This is a genomic window from Pseudomonas gebzensis, assembly GCF_034427815.1.
Lineage (GTDB): Bacteria > Pseudomonadota > Gammaproteobacteria > Pseudomonadales > Pseudomonadaceae > Aquipseudomonas.
Genome location: NZ_JAXQNS010000009.1, coordinates 171,871 through 187,431 on the forward strand (window position 1 = coordinate 171,871; position 15,561 = coordinate 187,431).

Consider the following 15,561-nt stretch of genomic DNA (forward strand, 5'->3'; position numbering starts at 1 on the left):
CTAGGCGCGTTCAGCAGGTATGTGACGCGAGCCCGAGATTTTTTCAGGGGTAGGGGAAAAAATTTACGCGTGCTCGACCTTCGTCCACAGGCCTAGCCAGGTCTCGATGCGCAACGGCAGCACATCCTTGAGCGCAGCCAGCGCCTGGCGCGTGTCATCCAGGGTGAATACCCCGGAGATTCGCAGCGCCGCCGCCTCGGCCGAGACCCGTAGCAACCCCGAATGATAAGGCGCCAGGTGTTCGATCACCTGGCCCAGGGATTGGTCATGCACTTCGAGTAGCCCGCGCGTCCAACTGCGCTCATCGACGTAGCGCAACGGCAGGTCTTGCCAGCGGCTGCCATCGAACGCCAGGCCCTGGCCAGCATTCAGGTGCTGATGGTGATGGGGCGTGCGCAATTGCACAGCACCTTCGAGCGCCCACAGCTGAGGCTGACCCGCCTGCATGGCAAGCAGACACCGCCCGCTGTCGAGCCAGGCCTCGCCCCACGGGCAGGCCAGCACGAATGGCCGCGCAGGGTCGCTTCGCACTTGCGCCTGCACGGCGCCGCGCAGCAGTTGCACGTGTCGCTGCCCGCGGGCGAAGTGCAGATCGACGGCGCTCTGCGCGTTGAGTTGCAGGGTTGAACCGTCTTCAAGGGTGAAGGTTCGGCGTTGGGCGGTCGAGGTGCGCAGGTCAGCACGCAAACGGGCGTGCAAGGGGCCGCCGGGCAGGGTCAGCAACTGTCCGCCCACCGCCAGCGCCCCGAGGCCAAGTGCCCCGCGTAGCAGGCGGCGGCGACTGTACCCGCCATCGCACAGCGCATGGACGACTGCGGGCTGCTGCACCAGCGGTGTGATGGCCTGGTTCAATTGCCGCTGCAACACGTCCCAGGCACGCAGATGGCTGGGGTCGGCGGTCAGCCATTGGTTGAGGTGAAGCTGGTCCTGCTCAGTGAACGCGCCCGATGCGCGCCGCGCATACCACTCGATTGCCTGCGCCGCCGCTGCCGGTACATCTGTCACGACACGCCCCGGTAACACGCCGTCAGACCCTGTACCACGTACTGGTGAACGCGCGTCACCGACACGTCAAGCTCCTCGGCGATACGCGCGTATGTCAGGCCATCGAGCTGACTGTAAAGAAACGCCGCGCGAGCCTTGGACGACAACCCCTCCAGCAACCGATCAACCGCCATCAACGCCTCCATCACCACCCAATGCTCCTCAGGTGAAGGCGCAACAGGCTCGGGCAAGGACGCCAGGGCGTCGAGGTACGCCCGCTCCACATCGTTACGCCGCCAGCGGGCGAAGATCAGGCGTTTGCCGATCAGGCTCAACAGCGCCCGGGGTTCGCGAATGGCGTGCGGGTCGGGCAGCGCGACCACTTGGGCAAAGGTTTCAGCAGCGAGGTCGGCGGCATCCTCGCGGCAGTTCAGGCGCAGGCGCAGGCGGTCGAGCAGCCAGCTGTGGTGCTCGCCAAACAGTCGATGCAGCGCCTGCTGGCGAGGGTCTTGTCGTGCCGAGTGGTGAGGAAACACAGCGATGGCGCCCACGTTAATGAAAACTATTCGCAATATTGGTGGGATTGAAGCGTGATTGCAAGAGCGGGTCGAGATCGCTTGCAATGCGCCATCCCATGGTCACTGCATGGGTTTGAACAGCATGCCTATCGGCTTGAACACGCCCAACAAGACGCTACAGGTTCTGCGAAGAACCCCTGATGGAATGCCATGCCACCACTCCAGCAATAATGGCCAAAACCAGGACTCGATAGGCCGGCCAAAACGCTGAATCATTGTGTTCAGCACACGCGATTCAACAGACCTTCACACACAGGCCTCTCTTGCACGCAGGCTTTGAGTGGCCGGCCTTGACTGTCATCATCACGGCACCGTTTTTCCACAGACAGGATGCCCGGCTTTGATCAATCGCCTTTCAGACTCGCAAATCGACACCTGTGAACAGCACTTGGGTTATTCGATCCCCAACCTTTATCGCCGTCTGTTGACTGGCATCGGCCCGGGTAGGCATGGCGATGGCGAGCTTTACCATCCTGAGGAAATTGCGACGCTTTACGCCCATCACTTCGAGGCCCCTGATCAGTTGTTCAGGGTGTACTGCCCTTTCGGCTGTAACCACCGCACCCAAGACATCTGGCTGATCCGCATCCAGGACTTGGCGGTGGCTGCGATCGGACATGAAACGCATCCGGATGATTACCCTGAAGAGGTCTGGCTGCCCTTCGAACAGTGGCTGGTTGCACACCGCCCGCAGTGGGCCCAGGCTTGATGGCCGCTCGCGGTCTGGGTGAGCCTGTTTTCCAGGCTGTCGTTCACTGATCGTTGTAAGTGTCGGTGCTTGAATTGCGAGCTTTGACTGACAGGGCCGCGAACCACAACCTGCTGCATTCCAGCGCCCGCTTTTGTCGGCAGTCGAAGCCGTGCAGGCCCTTCGCCGTGCAGTGCATTTTTCCCATAAAGGAGCATGACGTCGCATGACGACCCCACACCCCGCACTGGTCCATGTCCTCGAACAACTGGCCGAGCTGTTGGAGCGTGACGGCGACCAGCACTGGAGCCGATGGATGCGCACGGCCAGGGCGCGCCTGCTCGACGGCGACCCTGACGCCATCCGGTATCTGCTGTCCGCCTACGGCGGCATGGGCTCGTTCAATGACCTGATTCTGGGGCAGCGCTACGACAGCAATGGATTTTCCTGGAAGCCTGGGTATGCGGAGTTGAATCAACGCTTCGATGATTTGCGCGGCGAGGCGTATGACTTGGCGCAGCGGATCCGCAAGGCTCGGGCGGCAGAGTGATCAGGACACGCGCCATAGCGCACCGGCAGCCCATGGCGACTGAGCACCCCTGCCAAGGCGCAACAACGAACGAGTGCCTACCAACCGCCATACGCTGAACAGCGCCAGGCCGCCGAGAAGATCGGATGCCCCAGGGCCATGCCGGTGTGTGCCGATCCAGCCTTTTGAGGTGGTGGTGGTGCAAGGCCGCTGATAGCCAACGCCCGCTGACACCGACGATGGAGGCCCGCCTGTTGAGCCGTAACCCTGTCCTGTTCTGCAGAACCCCTGATAGCCTTACCCTTTCAGCGCACAAAGCGCTTTACCGCTCAACGACCGGCTCACGCTTCGCCACGTGGCGGCGGCCTACTGCAAGGAACATCCGCATGGTTAATCTGATGAGAAAGTCGCTCTTTGCCGCGTCGGTATTGCTGGCTGCCAGCACCGCCGTTTTCGCCAGCCCGGTGCAACGCGACCTGGCTGCAGAAGAGGCCAATCGCGCGCTGGTGGTCCAGTTTTATGAGCAGTTCTTCAACCAGCATCAGGTCGCACTGGCAGCACAGGTGGTGACCGATGACTACAAGCAACACAACCCGGATGTACCGGATGGCAAGGCACCGTTCGTGGACTACTTCACCGGCTTCTTCAAAGAGCACCCGAACTCGCGGGCACGCATTGTGCGCAGTGCGACGGCTGACGATCTGGTCTACCTGCACGTGCATTCGACCAACGGCGCGAATGACCGTGGCCAGGCAGTGGTGGATATCTTTCGTGTGAAGCAGGGCAAGATCGTCGAGCACTGGGATGTCATTCAGGACGTGTCGGCAGAAACAGCTAATGGCAACACGATGTTTTAAGCGTCGTAGTCCGTAACATTTTTTAAGCGGTCAAACAGGGGCCCATGCCCGTTGGCCCGATGGCCCGATGGCCCGATGGCCCGATGCTCGGAGCATGCATGAACAAACTACTGGTACCCGTCTCGATTTTTATCAGCGTTCTGGCCGTGGGCACGATCTGTGACCACTTTGGGCTGAGCGCCAATTGGAAGATCGGTCTGTTGATCACGGTGGCGATGCTGGTGCAGGTCGTGGTCAGCGGTTATCAACGCCGGCAGCGCTCGACCAAACCTTAGGCGGTGCAGGCTGGGGCCGTGCGGTGCACGCCCAGGCCGCAGAAGCGGGCCGCACACCACCTGCTCGACTTCGGCCCTGCCCTGCGCTGGTTTGGCAAACGAACGAGTGTTTGCACGCTAGGTTGCACAGCAGGGCCCGCCGGTCTGTTCGGCGTCAACCGTTTCTACCGCGTTGAACTGTGACGCTTGTTCGGCCCCCCGCCTGACGGAAGCCGCACCCCCTCGATGCAGTCGCTCAGTCACGCTGATCGGCTTCTCTCCAGCCTCGTATCACCAGTTGTAAGTCAAGGTCGCCAACAGCGTTCTCTGCTCACCCCAGTAGCAACGGCCCGCATTGTTGCAACCGGCGACATACTCCTTGTTCAGCACGTTGCGTGCATTGAGTTCGGCCAGCCATTGCTCGTTGATCGCGTAGCCCAGCGCGGCATCGACCAGGGTGACGTCGCCGCTGTCGAGCTTTCCGTAAAGCGCCGGGCTGGTGTAGGCGAAGGTGCTGTCGAAATGCCGTACACCACCGCCGATGCGCAGCCCTTTGAGGCCATGTTCGAGGAAACGGTAGTTCGCCCAGAGGGACATCTGATTGCGCGGCACGCCAGTTGTCTGCCGGTCTTGCAACAGCGAACCAGGCGCATCCTTGGTGATGCGCGAATCGGTGTAGGTGTAGGCAGAGGTAATGCTCAGGTTCTCCGTCAGATCGCTGGTCGCTTCCAACTCCAGGCCTTTGGCACGGCTGCGTCCGACATTGCGGTAGTCGCCAACTGCGCTGTCGTACAGGGAGTCGTCTTTCTTGCGCAAGTCGTAGACCGAGGCGCTGATGGCCGTATTCCAACCGCTCGGCTCGTACTTCACACCGATTTCATACTGTTCACTGGTCGTGGGGTCGAGCGGGCCACTGATGCTCGAGACCTGCTGCGTCGGGTTGTAGGCCGTGGAATAACTCAGGTACGGCGACAGGCCATTTTCGAACTGGTACATCAGGCCAGCCTGCCAGGTGAACTGCCCGTCCCAGTAATCCAGATCAGCAGGCGCATTGAGCGTGCCGGCCTTGTTGCGGTAGCTGCTGTTGACCCGGTCGTAACGCCCACCCACCAGCAGTACCCAGTCATCTACCCGGCTCTGCAATTGTGTGTAGGTGCCATAGAGGGTCTGTTCGAGCAACGCGTTCTGTACTGCCGTCGGCGTCATGGGCGGCCCGGTATAGACCGGATCGAACACGTTGATGGTGCCGCCAAAACCGGCGTTCCAGTTCTGGCTGAACGATGTGCGGTCCAGGCTGGCGCCCAGCAGCAGCGTGTTGCTCATGCTGCCCCACTGGAAGTTGCCCTCGACCTGGTTGTCCAGGGAGTAGGCGATGGATTTGTTCTCGCGGTCATAGGCGGTATTGGTCACTCGGGTTCCGAAACCGGCGTTATTCAGATTTCCAGGCCATATTTCCTGCCGGTCGATGCGCGACTGCATGTACCGCGAGTTCTGGCGGAACTGCCAACTGTCGTTGAAGGCATGGGCAAATTCATAACCCAGCGTCCAGGTCTCCCGCTCGAAGTTGTCCCAATCGGGATTACCCAGAAGCGCGTCCTGGTCGATCTTGCCATTGGGGTTGTTCAGCAACGTCCCTGCGGCGGGATAGCCCAACTCCATCAGTGTGCGATCACGCTGATAGGTGCCCAACAGTGTGAGGGTGCTGGCATCGTCGACATTGAGCGTCAACGAGGGCGCGAGGTAGAGGCGATCGTCTGGCTGGTGGTCCACTTGCGTGCCCGACTTGCGGCCGAGCATGACCATGCGCCCCAATACGTTGCCACTGTCGTTGAGGGGGCCGGACACGTCCACGCCGAGTTGGCGGCGGTCATGGCTGCCGTAGCTGAGTTGCACCTGGCCGCGGGCGTCTTGGGTCGGTTTTTTGCTGACCAGATTGACCACGCCACCCGGGGCGTTTTCACCGTACAGGATGGAGGTCGGCCCCCTGAACACCTCAACGCGTTCAAGCCCGTAAGGTTCACTGGTGGTGTCGTAACGGTTGCCCTGAACCCGCAGGCCATCGCGCAGCAGCCCGTAGCCATAGTCGGTGGCATTGAAGCCGCGGATGAAGAACAGATCGCCCGCCTGGCCGTCACCGGCGGCGAACGGCGGTGCAAAGATTCCGGGCACATAGCCCAGGACTTCCGTCAGGGTCTGGGACTTTTGATCGTCCATGCGCTGGCGCGTGACCACCGACACTGAACGGGGGGTATCAGACAGGGAGGTACTGGTCTTGCTCGCGGCCGTCGATTGCACGGCGCGATAGCCGGTATCCGATTGTCCGTTGGCACTCGGCAATCCAGCTCCGTTCACAGTCGTCGTAGGCAGCTCGACTGCTTCACCCGTCGCTGCCGGCTGCAGGACATACCCGGAGGCGCCCTGTGCAACCGCTTGCAGACCCGTTCCACGCAACAACACCTGCAGCCCGTGCTCGACGCTGTAACGCCCTTGCAGGCCAGTGCTTCGTTGGCCCTGCGCCAGCGCATCGCTGCCCACCAGGTAGATGCCGGCTTGCTGGCTGAACGTATTCAGCGCGCGGCTCAGTGGCCCAGCCGGGATGTCGAATCCGCGTTCGCTGCTCGCCTGCGCGGCGCATGGCATCAGGGCCAAGGGCGCCAACGCAAAAAAGGTCGAGGGCGCAAAGAGCGCCAGGCAAAACGTGAAAGAGCGGTGCGGCTGCATGGTGATCCCCAGAAGGCAGTAAGTGCTATAGGGGTGAACCGAACGAGCCTCTGAAAAGGGAACCTCAGCGGCAAATTATTGATCGTTCACGCAGGCTCGATGCTGACCCACCAATCCGTCAGGCGCCGTACGCGCACGGGCAAGGCGGCTTCGAGCAGGCGCAAGGCCTGCTCAGTGTCGTCCAGAGGAAACGTCCCCATGACCCTAAGGTCGGCAATCGCCGGGGCGTAGCCGAGGTGCCCGTGGCGGTAGCGACCGAGCGTGTCGACCAGCTCGGACAGTGGCATGGCGTCGGCCGCCAGCACGCCCCATGTCCAGGATTCGCCCGATGCTTGAGCGGCGGTGAGCGGATCGAATCGGCTGGCGGTAAAGGCAATACCCTGGCCGGCTGCAACGTCCCGGCGCAGCCGATCACGCGCCGTCGAAACGCTGACTTGGCCCTGGTAGACGTTCAACCGTGTATGGCCTTCCTGCTGACGGACACTCAGGCGAGCTACGCCGGAGCCTATCTCCATCTCCCCGCAGTCTGTGCTGATCCGCAGGGGTCGAACATCGCGGGCCGAAGCCTGCAGAAGAACCTCTCCAAAACGCAGGCCGAGCCAGCGGGCCTGAGGATCGAACCGTGTATCGACAGCCGTACGCGGTCCCAGCCAGAGCTGGCTGCCATCGTCAAGCCGGATCTGGCGCCGGTCGCCCACACCCGTGGCAAGGTCCGCCGTCCACCCTGCCTGGGTCGATACCCTCCAGCCAGCGGCGCCCAGCAACGACCCCACGCCCAGCAGCGCCAGCGCCTTGGCAGTCTGCCGCCGTGTCAGGCCTCGCGCGCGTTCCTGCCTGAGCACCTGGCCGGTGTGCGCCGCCTGCTCACGCAAAGGCGCGAAGCGCTCGCCGACACCCGCCACGTAGTGCCAGGCGGCCTGATGCTCGCTGTGCTGCGCCAGCCAATGCCGCCATTGCTCATGCACCGCTTCAGGGCAATCGCGCTCTTGCAAGGTGAGGTACCACTGGGCCGCCTGCTGCAGGGTGGCATGGCGGATTCGGCTGACCGGTTCCATCGTCACTCCACCAGCACGCCGTCGAGCTCAGCGCCCAGCACGGCACAATGTACGAACGCCTGGGCCATGTACTTTTTCACCATGCGTTCGCTCACGCCCAGACGCTCACTGATCTGGTGGTAAGGCATGCCGTCGAGCTGAGCCAGGATAAACGCCTCGCGGACCTTCATCGGCAAGCTGGCCAACATCGCATCGACCTCTACCAGGGTTTCCAGCACCAGGGCGCTGTGCTCCGGTGAAGGCTGCACCGCGATTGGCTGATTGGCGAGCACGGCGAGGTACGCTCTTTCCACCTCCTGACGACGCCAGCGGTCGATGCACAAGCCGCTCGCAATGGCTGCAAGAAACGACCGCTCACCGGCTTCATCCGTGGACAGACACGGTCGGCCCAGCACCCGCATGAACGTGTCGTGCAGCAGATCGGGCGCATCCATGCGGTTGCCGAGCCTTCGACCGAGGAACCTCAGCAGCCATGGAGAATGCTGCAGGTACAGACGGTGTACAGAATGATCGAGGGCATGAGGGGATGACATGGAAGACCCGACGCGGCACAGCAGCTAATGAGAAGTGTTCGCGATATTAGTCGTGCTGGCTGTTTATAACAACGTACGTCATCGTCCCGTTGCCCGTTCCGGCCATTGCGCCACCACCCAGCGCAATGCCCCATCGCGATACATCGTCTTGCGGCCCCACTATTGGCCATCGGCTTGCGCTGAAGGCGCTGACGACTCGCGCAGCCACGTGGGCCCACCGTCCAGGGTCGCGCCATGGCCATGCGACAGCGAGCTCAGGGTGGCAGATCGTGTTTAACGTCTGTGGAACGCCTTGGCGCAACCGCCGAGGGCTCGGGCCAGAACAAGGGTTCCCATAGCACCTCCCTCGCATAGGCTCGGGCCTGCGCTTGATCGGGAAACTGCTTGACCTTGTAGGCGTCGTTCCAGAACAGGCCTTGCCAACACGTGTGCTCATCATCGAAGGCGTCGATCAGGTCGCAATGTAACTCTTCTTTTCGGCCACTGGCAGTCAATGCCTGCAGATACGCCTGGATCGCGTCAGCGTCTGACAGACCGGAACGTTCTGCAAAGAAAGTGGCAAGAAAGTAACGAATATAAGCTGTGCCCATTCAATGTTTCCTCTTAAGGTGCTCGACCTCTTCAGGCCGTGCGCGGTGCGATTCAACGGCCCTTCTACAACGGCCACCGCGCTGCTGGCTCGAATCGCACCGCGTGCGGTTCAGCTCACTTATCAGGGTACACGTACGCTATGCACACGCCGCTGTTGCTCATGTTGATGATCGTTGTAGCCACCGGATGCAAGACCCTCAGCCAGCGCGCAGGTGAAGCCCCGGCGGCTGCGAATCAAGACCGGATCGCCAGCGTGCAGTGCGTGTTGCAGACCGCCAATCCACCGATCGATCCCGAGACCTTCGACTCTGTGAAAGCACGGGCCGGGGATGGCAATCCTGCGTGCATGGCAGCCCTGGCCATGATGTATCGCGGCGGTGACGCCTACGGCGTCGATCAGGACCTTGCCAGGGCACGCGCGCTGTTTGCCAAGTTGGCGTTGGTCGACCCCGCCATCCACGCTGTGCTGGGGCACATGGCGGAACAGGGCGAGGGGGAGCCGGTCGATTACGCCAAAGCGCGCACGCTTTATGGCCTGTCTGGCGCAGCAGGTGCGCTAAGGCTCGCCGGCTTGCTGGAACACGGTCGGGGAGGTGCACAGGACCTACCCGGCGCCATGGAGCTGTATACCGACACCATGCGCCACTTCCAGGACGACGCCTGGAATGCAATGGGCCGGCTGCGTGCGCAGGGCCAATCACTCAACGCACAACAGCGAGAGCGGTATCAGCAGATCTGGGTGCGAGGGCTGGTGACGCAGGTCAGAGAGCGCCTCAACGTTGCCCATGTGCGCGCGGCCATGAAGGCTTCTACCGAAGGCAGCACGGCCATCAGCGCAAAGGTGATGTTCACCTTCACCTCGGCCAATGGCACACCTCAAGCCCGGCTCAAGCAAAAAACCGGAGACGCCAATCTGGACGCGGCACTGCTGAAGGCTGCGGCAATGGTCACCATGGGCGAGTTCGGGCCATTCACCGGTGACCAGAAAACACTCGAGGTGGTATCGCCATTGGTCATGGTTCCAAGAGCGCAATAAGCGGCTGTGGACGTATCAGATAAAAACCCCACAAGCCGCCGTACGAGGCGCGCCCATGTGCCCGCTGGACATCATCGATACCACTCGGGATGTTTCCCAATTGCCCAGACACGGCATGGTGCACATCCAGCCACAAGGGCATCACACGGGCGCGGCACGAGGGCGGTGCCAGCGATGCTTTCGTTGAGCCGGTGCTCGCCAGGCCTACCGAATGCGTGGGTACTCCAACCTGCACAACCCCCGCACACCCGGGGGCGCAGGGAGGTTGTTCAGGATGACGCGCAACGGCGCCTGGCAAATGGGCACTCACGCCCTGGCGTGCGTTGGACCGTCACTTTTTCTCGTTCAGGTAGTCGGTCAGGAACGCCTGCGCATTGCCCTGCTCCGACAAGCCCTGCGAATAGCCGATCTTCAGCGCGTTGGGCTCACCCGGCAGGTACAGCTCGCTGGCGGCCCAGCTGTCCGAGCCCTGAATCACCAAGGCTGCATACTTCTGGCCATCGACAGTGGTGTAGTAGCGGGTGTACTTGGCGGTTTTCTCGACCTGCATTTTCTGAATGCGCATGTTCCAGTCGTGATCGACGCCTTCGATCTGCACCAGTGCCTCGTTGGCGCTGCGCTCGCCGATGCGCAAGGTCCATACCTTGACGCCCTGCTCACCGGCATAGGCCACCACCTTGTCGGCCACCGGCGGGCGATCTTCGGCGTGGGCAAGGCTGCTCAGCAGGGCCAGTGAGGCGACCAGGGCGGCGGCCCATTTGCGATATGTCAGCATGTTGTTCAATCCTCGAAATTCAGACGACCTGCATTAGACGAATTCAGCGCCGACGTGCCAAGTGCCTTGACCGCGCTCGACAAGAAACTGGCCCGCAATCACAACGCGATGGCTGCAGGTGTGAACGACTTGGCAGTTTATTGCGGGCCTGCGGGCCTGAAACCTTGGGATCGATCAAGCGTAGGGTGCGACGGCGAGGCTGCAATACTGCCCCTTGAACGACCGCAACGGCTGCGCGTTGGGCCGTGTTGTACGTGCATGGCCTTCAGCCCATCCAGCACGCTGAGGTGTGATCGCCCGCCTGGTGCTCGGCGTGACGTTCGCTATTGAGCTCCACATGATGAGCGTAACAGCCGAGCCCCTCACCACAGTGCGCGCGTTCAATGGCGACGCGGGCAACAGACATGCTCGGACCTGAACGATGAATGCACGACGTGACCCGACTCGCCGCAGGGTTGGAGCCACTGCCGTTTGTTGCAGGCGGCAGCCACCCCCTGCTTAGCGGGACAGCTCGCGGCGAACGATGTCGGCACCTGCGCTCAGCGCCTGCAACTTGCCGTTTGCCACGTGGCGCGGCAACGGCGCCATGCCGCAGTTGGTGCACGGGTACAACTTGTCAGCATCGACGAACTGCAGCGCCTTGCGCAGCGTATCGGCCACTTGCTCGGGGGTTTCGATAGTGTGGTTGGCCACATCGATCGCGCCGACCATGACTTTCTTGCCGCGAATCAGTTCGACCAACTCCATGGGCACATGGGAGTTATGGCACTCCAGCGAAATGATATCGATGCTGGACTGCTGCAACTTCGGGAACGCCTGTTCGTATTGGCGCCACTGCGAGCCCAAGGTCTTTTTCCAATCGGTATTGGCCTTGATGCCGTAGCCGTAGCAAATGTGCACGGCGGTTTCGCACGTGAGCCCTTCGACAGCCCGTTCCAGTGCCGCAACGCCCCACTCGTTCACGTCGTCGAAGAACACATTGAACGCCGGCTCATCGAATTGAATGATGTCCACGCCCGCGGCTTGCAGTTCGCGCGCTTCCTGGTTGAGGATCTTGGCGAATTCCCAGGCGAGTTTTTCGCGGCTCTTGTAGTGGTTGTCGTAGAGCGTATCGATCATGGTCATCGGCCCGGGCAAGGCCCATTTGATTGGCTGATCGGTTTGCTGACGGAGGAACTTGGCGTCCTCGACGAACACGGGCCGGCGGCGCGCAACAGCACCCACCACGCTCGGCACACTGGCGTCGTAACGGTCGCGAATGCGCACGGTTTCGCGCTTTTCGAAGTCCACGCCGTCCAGGTGCTCGATGAAGGTCGTGACGAAGTGCTGACGGGTCTGCTCACCGTCACTGACGATGTCGATACCGGCCTGTTGCTGTTCGTGCAGGGCCAGGCGCAGGGCATCCTGCTTGCCTTCGATCAGGCCCTCGGCCTGCAGTTTCCACGGTGACCAGAGGGTCTCGGGCTCGGCCAGCCAAGCAGGTTTTGGCAAGCTGCCGGCGGTGGAGGTGGGAAGCAATTTACTCATGGTTGAACGCCTTGTTTGAATAGCGGATCAGCACGCGGACTGAGCAGACCACTGCGCCAGCAAAGCGCCGTAGGGTTTGATGAAGTACTCTTCGGCAAACCGACCTTGCTCGATGGCCAGGCGGCTGCGCTCTTCACGGTCGTAAACAATGCGCGTCAGTGAATAATCCTGGTGCTGCAAACTGGGCTGGTACGACTTGCCCGCAGCCGAGTTGGCGTTGTAGATCTCGGGGCGGTAGATCTTCTGGAATGTGTCCATGGTGCTGACGGTGCTGATCAGCTCCAGGTGCGTGTAATCAGCCAGCAGATCCCCGGAGAAATAGAACGCCAACGGCGCGACACTGTTTGGCGGCATGAAATACCGAACGCTCAAGCCCATCTTGCGAAAGTACTCGTCGGTCAATGAGTACGCGTCCTGCCGGTACTCATGGCCCAGCACCGGATGCTGGTTCTCGGTGCGCTGATAGGTCCTGCTGCTCGATACACTCAGGCAGATGACCGGCGGTTTGCCGAAACAGGCCTTGTAGGTCGCTGAGTTGACGAAGCGCTTGAACAACGTGCCGTGCAGGTCGCCGAAATCTTCGGGCGCACTAAAGGTGCTGCGGTCCTTGTTGTGCCCGAGCAGGCGCACGCTGAAGTCGTAATCGCGTACATACGAGGAGAAGTTGTTGCCGACGATGCCATCGAAGCGCTCGGCCGTGTGGTGATCGACAACGGTAGTCTTGAGGATCTCGATCAATGGCAGCGCGCTGTCTGCACAGTGGCCGGCAACACTCATCTCGACTGAAATAATTTCAAGTTCGACACGGTAGCGGTCGCCATTGGGGTTATCCCAGTGGGCCAGTGCATTGAAGCGGTTATCGATCATCTGCAGGGTGTTGCGCAGATTTTCCTGGCGGCTGTCACCCCGCGCCAGGTTGGCGAAGTTGGTCGTGATGCGCGTGTTGTCGGCGGGCTGGTAGTGCTCATCGAAGCGTATGCGCTTGATGGCGAATGAAAGGTCGTTGGCCATGTTGGTCTGACACCCTAATCCCTTGAGATGGTTTCAGTGCAACGCCGTGTCTCTTTCAAGCATGCGGATGTTTTTTGCACTGCCGTGGTTGCTGGCCAGTGTAGGGAGCGGTTCTCGCGCAAGCCAGTGAGGCTTTTTCAAAGCATCTTTAGTGAAATTCATGCAGGGGGGAGGGTCTCTGCCCCGTTGCAGGTGGAAATGCCCTATGAGGCGTGGGATGTTTTCATACGCGTGGAGGCAGGGATTGCTCAAGCGGGTATGGGCACCCCGGCCAAGGTCGTACCCGTGGCCACTTGCCAGACCGGTAGCGCTTCCCTGTATGCTGGGCCGGTCTTCAGGGCGGGGTGCAACTCCCCACCGGCGGTAAATCGAAAGATGAGCCCGCGAGCGCTCCGACCCTGTCGGAGGTCAGCAGATCTGGTGAGACTCCAGAGCCGACGGTCATAGTCCGGATGAAAGAAGGCGTATTTCAGGTGCCGCTGTGGGCGCCTGCACGCGCATTTTGTTCGCCCCGAGACGTTCATCGATCTGTTACGAGGAGCGTTTCCATGTTCACCCCGCAATTCCCCACCGTTTCTGCGGCCATCGCCGCCTTTCAGGCCGGCCGTCCGGTGTTGTTGCTCGACGATGACGACCGCGAGGACGAAGCGGACATCATCGCCGCCGCCGAAAATCTTTCGCTGCAGACCATGGCCATGATGATTCGCGACTGCAGCGGCATCGTCTGCCTGTGCCTGGAGGAGGCCACCGTCGATGCACTGGGGCTGGCACCCATGGTCGCCAATAACCAGGCCCGGCATGGCACAGGCTTCACGGTCACCATCGAGGCGGCCGAAGGGGTCAGCACCGGGGTTTCGGCCCAGGACCGCATCACCACCATTCAAGCGGCACTGGATTCGACCCCCCAGGATCGCCGCATCGTCAGCCCTGGCCACGTGTTCCCGTTGCGCGCGCGCAACGGCGGGGTACTGACCCGACGCGGCCACACCGAGGGCTCGGTCGACCTGGCACGCCTGGCCGGGCTGCGCCCGGCCGCGGTGCTGTGCGAACTGATGAACCCGGACGGCAGCATGGCCCGTGGCGAGCAGGTGCGGGTGTACGCCCAGCAGTATCAACTGCCCGTGCTGACCATCGAGGAGCTGGCACAGTACCGCGAGGCCATGCGCCAGCACGCCGCGCTGGCGGTGTGAGCCCGCGCCCGGCACGCGCCTTGGCGTGCCGGGCCGGTTACATTGCCAACGGGCCTTTGAGGAAGCTGAACAGCGCGTTGGCGCTCTGCCGGTAGCCATCGGCGGTCAGGTGCACCAGATCTGGCCGTGCCAGGCCTTGCGCCTGCCAACGGCTGATCGAGCAGGGCCCGCCCATGTAGCCCTGCCAGTCCCAGAACTGTGCGTGATGCTTGCGCGCCAACTGGCGCTGGATGCGCACCACCGCCGCCAGCGGTTGTGGCTGGCGTGCGGCGCAACTGCTGGCGCGGCGCTGCTTGATCGAATCCGGCGGGCCGACCAGCAGGATCGCGGCCTGTGGCATGTCATGGCGCAGTCGGGTCAGGGTGGCGTCCATCTGGCTTTCGTACAGTGCCAGATCGAGGGTGTCGTCGAAGGCTTCGTTGGTGCCGTAGGCGAAGATCAGCAGGTCAGGGCGCAAGGCTTTGAGGCTGTCCTGCCAGCCCGGCTGCCATTTATCCACCACCTCCAGGCGTGCGCCGTTGATGCCCAGCGTGGAATAGATCACCCCCGCATTTTTCTGGCTTTGCAGGTACCAGCCGCCCAGGCTCAGCCCTTCCGGCTTCTGCACACTCATCTGCAACGGCAAGGCGAGATTGCCCAGCGCCGGGCCGACGCGCCATTGCCCCTGGGTGGCGGGCAAGCTGCGCCGCTGCCCGCCGGCCAACCACACGCTGGCGCTACCGGTGGCGCGATACAGCGCCGACACCCGGTAGCGCTGCGCGTCATCCTGGCGCGCGCGCAGGCTCACGCTGGCCTGGTTGCCCTGCGGCAGCGACAGGTAACCGCCCAGCGGGAACTGATCACTCTGCTGGTTGCGCGCCGAGACCAACTGCCACTGCCGCGGCGGGCTATCGATGATCACCCGGTCATTGCGAATGCCAGGCACAGCGCTGGCCGGGACCAGACCAATGCCACCGTCGCCATAGCGCGCCTGTAGCAGCGTGCGCAGTTCACCGCTGAAGAGGTCGGCGGCAGTGTGCGAATCGCCCAGTTGCACGATGCTCACCGGCGCGCGGCTGGCATTGCGCAGCTTGCTGGCCAGGATGGCGAAGTTGTCGCGCGGTGCCGCGGCTCGCTTGGCAGCCACGGGCTTGGCCGGTGGCGTTGCCGCCGCCTTGCCGGCATCGGCGCTGCAGCCGGGGGTGGCGCTGAGGATCAGGGCCGCAGCCGCGAGGGGATGCCATAGGCGCATG

The 15,561-nt window shown here is 62.2% G+C and carries 16 protein-coding genes and 1 riboswitch; of the genes, 6 read left to right on the forward strand and 10 right to left on the reverse strand.

From position 1 onward, the window contains the following. Window positions 1-63 precede the first annotated feature (63 nt). Both SJI00_RS17500 and SJI00_RS17505 read right to left on the reverse strand, forming a co-directional pair. Window positions 64-1,005 carry a FecR domain-containing protein gene (locus tag SJI00_RS17500; protein ID WP_322462959.1) on the reverse strand — a complete coding sequence of 314 codons (942 nt, stop codon included), beginning with the start codon at window positions 1,003-1,005 and terminating at the stop codon, window positions 64-66. After that, window positions 1,002-1,526 (reverse strand): sigma-70 family RNA polymerase sigma factor, encoded by a 525-nt coding sequence (locus SJI00_RS17505; protein WP_416221066.1) that lies wholly within the window; start codon window positions 1,524-1,526, stop codon window positions 1,002-1,004. The genes SJI00_RS17500 and SJI00_RS17505 overlap by 4 nt, the downstream gene beginning before the upstream one ends. 376 nt (window positions 1,527-1,902) lie before the next feature. Between SJI00_RS17505 and SJI00_RS17510 the strand changes: the two genes are divergently transcribed. From SJI00_RS17510 to SJI00_RS17525, 4 genes are all read left to right on the forward strand, one after another. Further along, window positions 1,903-2,271 (forward strand): hypothetical protein, encoded by a 369-nt coding sequence (locus SJI00_RS17510; protein ID WP_322462960.1) that lies wholly within the window; start codon window positions 1,903-1,905, stop codon window positions 2,269-2,271. Window positions 2,272-2,476: 205 nt separating this feature from the next. Next, window positions 2,477-2,800, forward strand: a complete 324-nt coding sequence (locus tag SJI00_RS17515) for a DUF6966 domain-containing protein (RefSeq protein ID WP_322462961.1) — start codon at window positions 2,477-2,479, stop codon at window positions 2,798-2,800. Window positions 2,801-3,033: 233 nt separating this feature from the next. Next, the gene (locus SJI00_RS17520) at window positions 3,034-3,636 is read left to right on the forward strand and encodes a nuclear transport factor 2 family protein (protein WP_322462962.1); all 603 of its coding nucleotides are present in this window, start codon (window positions 3,034-3,036) and stop codon (window positions 3,634-3,636) included. 98 nt (window positions 3,637-3,734) lie between these two features. Next, window positions 3,735-3,911: a hypothetical protein gene (locus SJI00_RS17525; protein WP_322462963.1), complete on the forward strand. Its 177-nt coding sequence runs from the start codon at window positions 3,735-3,737 to the stop codon at window positions 3,909-3,911. A gap of 270 nt (window positions 3,912-4,181) precedes the next feature. Here SJI00_RS17525 and SJI00_RS17530 read toward each other — a convergent pair whose 3' ends face one another. From SJI00_RS17530 to SJI00_RS17545, 4 genes are all read right to left on the reverse strand, one after another. After that, window positions 4,182-6,530 (reverse strand): TonB-dependent siderophore receptor, encoded by a 2,349-nt coding sequence (locus tag SJI00_RS17530; protein WP_322463028.1) that lies wholly within the window; start codon window positions 6,528-6,530, stop codon window positions 4,182-4,184. A gap of 167 nt (window positions 6,531-6,697) precedes the next feature. Then, complete coding sequence (locus SJI00_RS17535; protein WP_322462964.1) at window positions 6,698-7,666, reverse strand: FecR domain-containing protein; 969 nt, start codon at window positions 7,664-7,666, stop codon at window positions 6,698-6,700. A 2-nt stretch (window positions 7,667-7,668) separates the two neighbouring features. Beyond that, a complete protein-coding gene (locus SJI00_RS17540; RefSeq protein ID WP_322462965.1) occupies window positions 7,669-8,199 on the reverse strand; it encodes a sigma-70 family RNA polymerase sigma factor in 531 nt (176 codons plus the stop codon). A gap of 254 nt (window positions 8,200-8,453) precedes the next feature. Further along, on the reverse strand, window positions 8,454-8,789 hold the full coding sequence (locus tag SJI00_RS17545; protein ID WP_322462966.1) for a hypothetical protein: 336 nt from the start codon (window positions 8,787-8,789) through the stop codon (window positions 8,454-8,456). A gap of 38 nt (window positions 8,790-8,827) precedes the next feature. Between SJI00_RS17545 and SJI00_RS17550 the strand changes: the two genes are divergently transcribed. Further along, window positions 8,828-9,826 (forward strand): tetratricopeptide repeat protein, encoded by a 999-nt coding sequence (locus tag SJI00_RS17550; protein ID WP_322462967.1) that lies wholly within the window; start codon window positions 8,828-8,830, stop codon window positions 9,824-9,826. Between the two features lie 331 nt (window positions 9,827-10,157). On the opposite strand, the gene SJI00_RS17555 is transcribed toward SJI00_RS17550, so the two are convergent. The 3 genes from SJI00_RS17555 to SJI00_RS17565 all read right to left on the reverse strand — a co-directional run bounded on the left by SJI00_RS17555 (window position 10,158) and on the right by SJI00_RS17565 (window position 13,139). Continuing rightward, on the reverse strand, window positions 10,158-10,601 hold the full coding sequence (locus tag SJI00_RS17555; RefSeq protein ID WP_322462968.1) for a hypothetical protein: 444 nt from the start codon (window positions 10,599-10,601) through the stop codon (window positions 10,158-10,160). A 498-nt stretch (window positions 10,602-11,099) separates the two neighbouring features. Continuing rightward, window positions 11,100-12,128: a methionine synthase gene (locus SJI00_RS17560; protein ID WP_322462969.1), complete on the reverse strand. Its 1,029-nt coding sequence runs from the start codon at window positions 12,126-12,128 to the stop codon at window positions 11,100-11,102. A 27-nt stretch (window positions 12,129-12,155) separates the two neighbouring features. Continuing rightward, window positions 12,156-13,139 (reverse strand): DUF1852 domain-containing protein, encoded by a 984-nt coding sequence (locus SJI00_RS17565; RefSeq protein ID WP_322462970.1) that lies wholly within the window; start codon window positions 13,137-13,139, stop codon window positions 12,156-12,158. A gap of 326 nt (window positions 13,140-13,465) precedes the next feature. Further along, window positions 13,466-13,607, forward strand: a riboswitch (FMN riboswitch). A gap of 80 nt (window positions 13,608-13,687) precedes the next feature. On the opposite strand from SJI00_RS17565, the gene ribB reads away from it, so the two are divergent. After that, on the forward strand, window positions 13,688-14,329 hold the full coding sequence (ribB, locus tag SJI00_RS17570; RefSeq protein ID WP_322462971.1) for a 3,4-dihydroxy-2-butanone-4-phosphate synthase: 642 nt from the start codon (window positions 13,688-13,690) through the stop codon (window positions 14,327-14,329). A 37-nt stretch (window positions 14,330-14,366) separates the two neighbouring features. Here the strand turns inward: ribB and SJI00_RS17575 are convergent, their stop codons facing one another. Beyond that, window positions 14,367-15,560 (reverse strand): SGNH/GDSL hydrolase family protein, encoded by a 1,194-nt coding sequence (locus SJI00_RS17575; protein ID WP_322462972.1) that lies wholly within the window; start codon window positions 15,558-15,560, stop codon window positions 14,367-14,369. Between the last annotated feature and the right edge of the window lies 1 nt (window position 15,561).

Bases quoted from the DNA above. Each gene is read 5' to 3' on its own strand.
- SJI00_RS17525 (WP_322462963.1), top strand. From the start codon at position 3,735: ATGAACAAACTACTGGTACCCGTCTCGATTTTTATCAGCGTTCTGGCC.
- ribB (WP_322462971.1), top strand. From the start codon at position 13,688: ATGTTCACCCCGCAATTCCCCACCGTTTCTGCGGCCATCGCCGCCTTT.
- SJI00_RS17575 (WP_322462972.1), bottom strand. From the start codon at position 15,560: ATGCGCCTATGGCATCCCCTCGCGGCTGCGGCCCTGATCCTCAGCGCC.
- SJI00_RS17560 (WP_322462969.1), bottom strand. From the start codon at position 12,128: ATGAGTAAATTGCTTCCCACCTCCACCGCCGGCAGCTTGCCAAAACCT.
- SJI00_RS17515 (WP_322462961.1), top strand. From the start codon at position 2,477: ATGACGACCCCACACCCCGCACTGGTCCATGTCCTCGAACAACTGGCC.
- SJI00_RS17530 (WP_322463028.1), bottom strand. From the start codon at position 6,530: ATGCCATGCGCCGCGCAGGCGAGCAGCGAACGCGGATTCGACATCCCG.
- SJI00_RS17555 (WP_322462968.1), bottom strand. From the start codon at position 10,601: ATGCTGACATATCGCAAATGGGCCGCCGCCCTGGTCGCCTCACTGGCC.
- SJI00_RS17535 (WP_322462964.1), bottom strand. From the start codon at position 7,666: ATGGAACCGGTCAGCCGAATCCGCCATGCCACCCTGCAGCAGGCGGCC.
- SJI00_RS17540 (WP_322462965.1), bottom strand. From the start codon at position 8,199: ATGTCATCCCCTCATGCCCTCGATCATTCTGTACACCGTCTGTACCTG.
- SJI00_RS17565 (WP_322462970.1), bottom strand. From the start codon at position 13,139: ATGGCCAACGACCTTTCATTCGCCATCAAGCGCATACGCTTCGATGAG.
- SJI00_RS17545 (WP_322462966.1), bottom strand. From the start codon at position 8,789: ATGGGCACAGCTTATATTCGTTACTTTCTTGCCACTTTCTTTGCAGAA.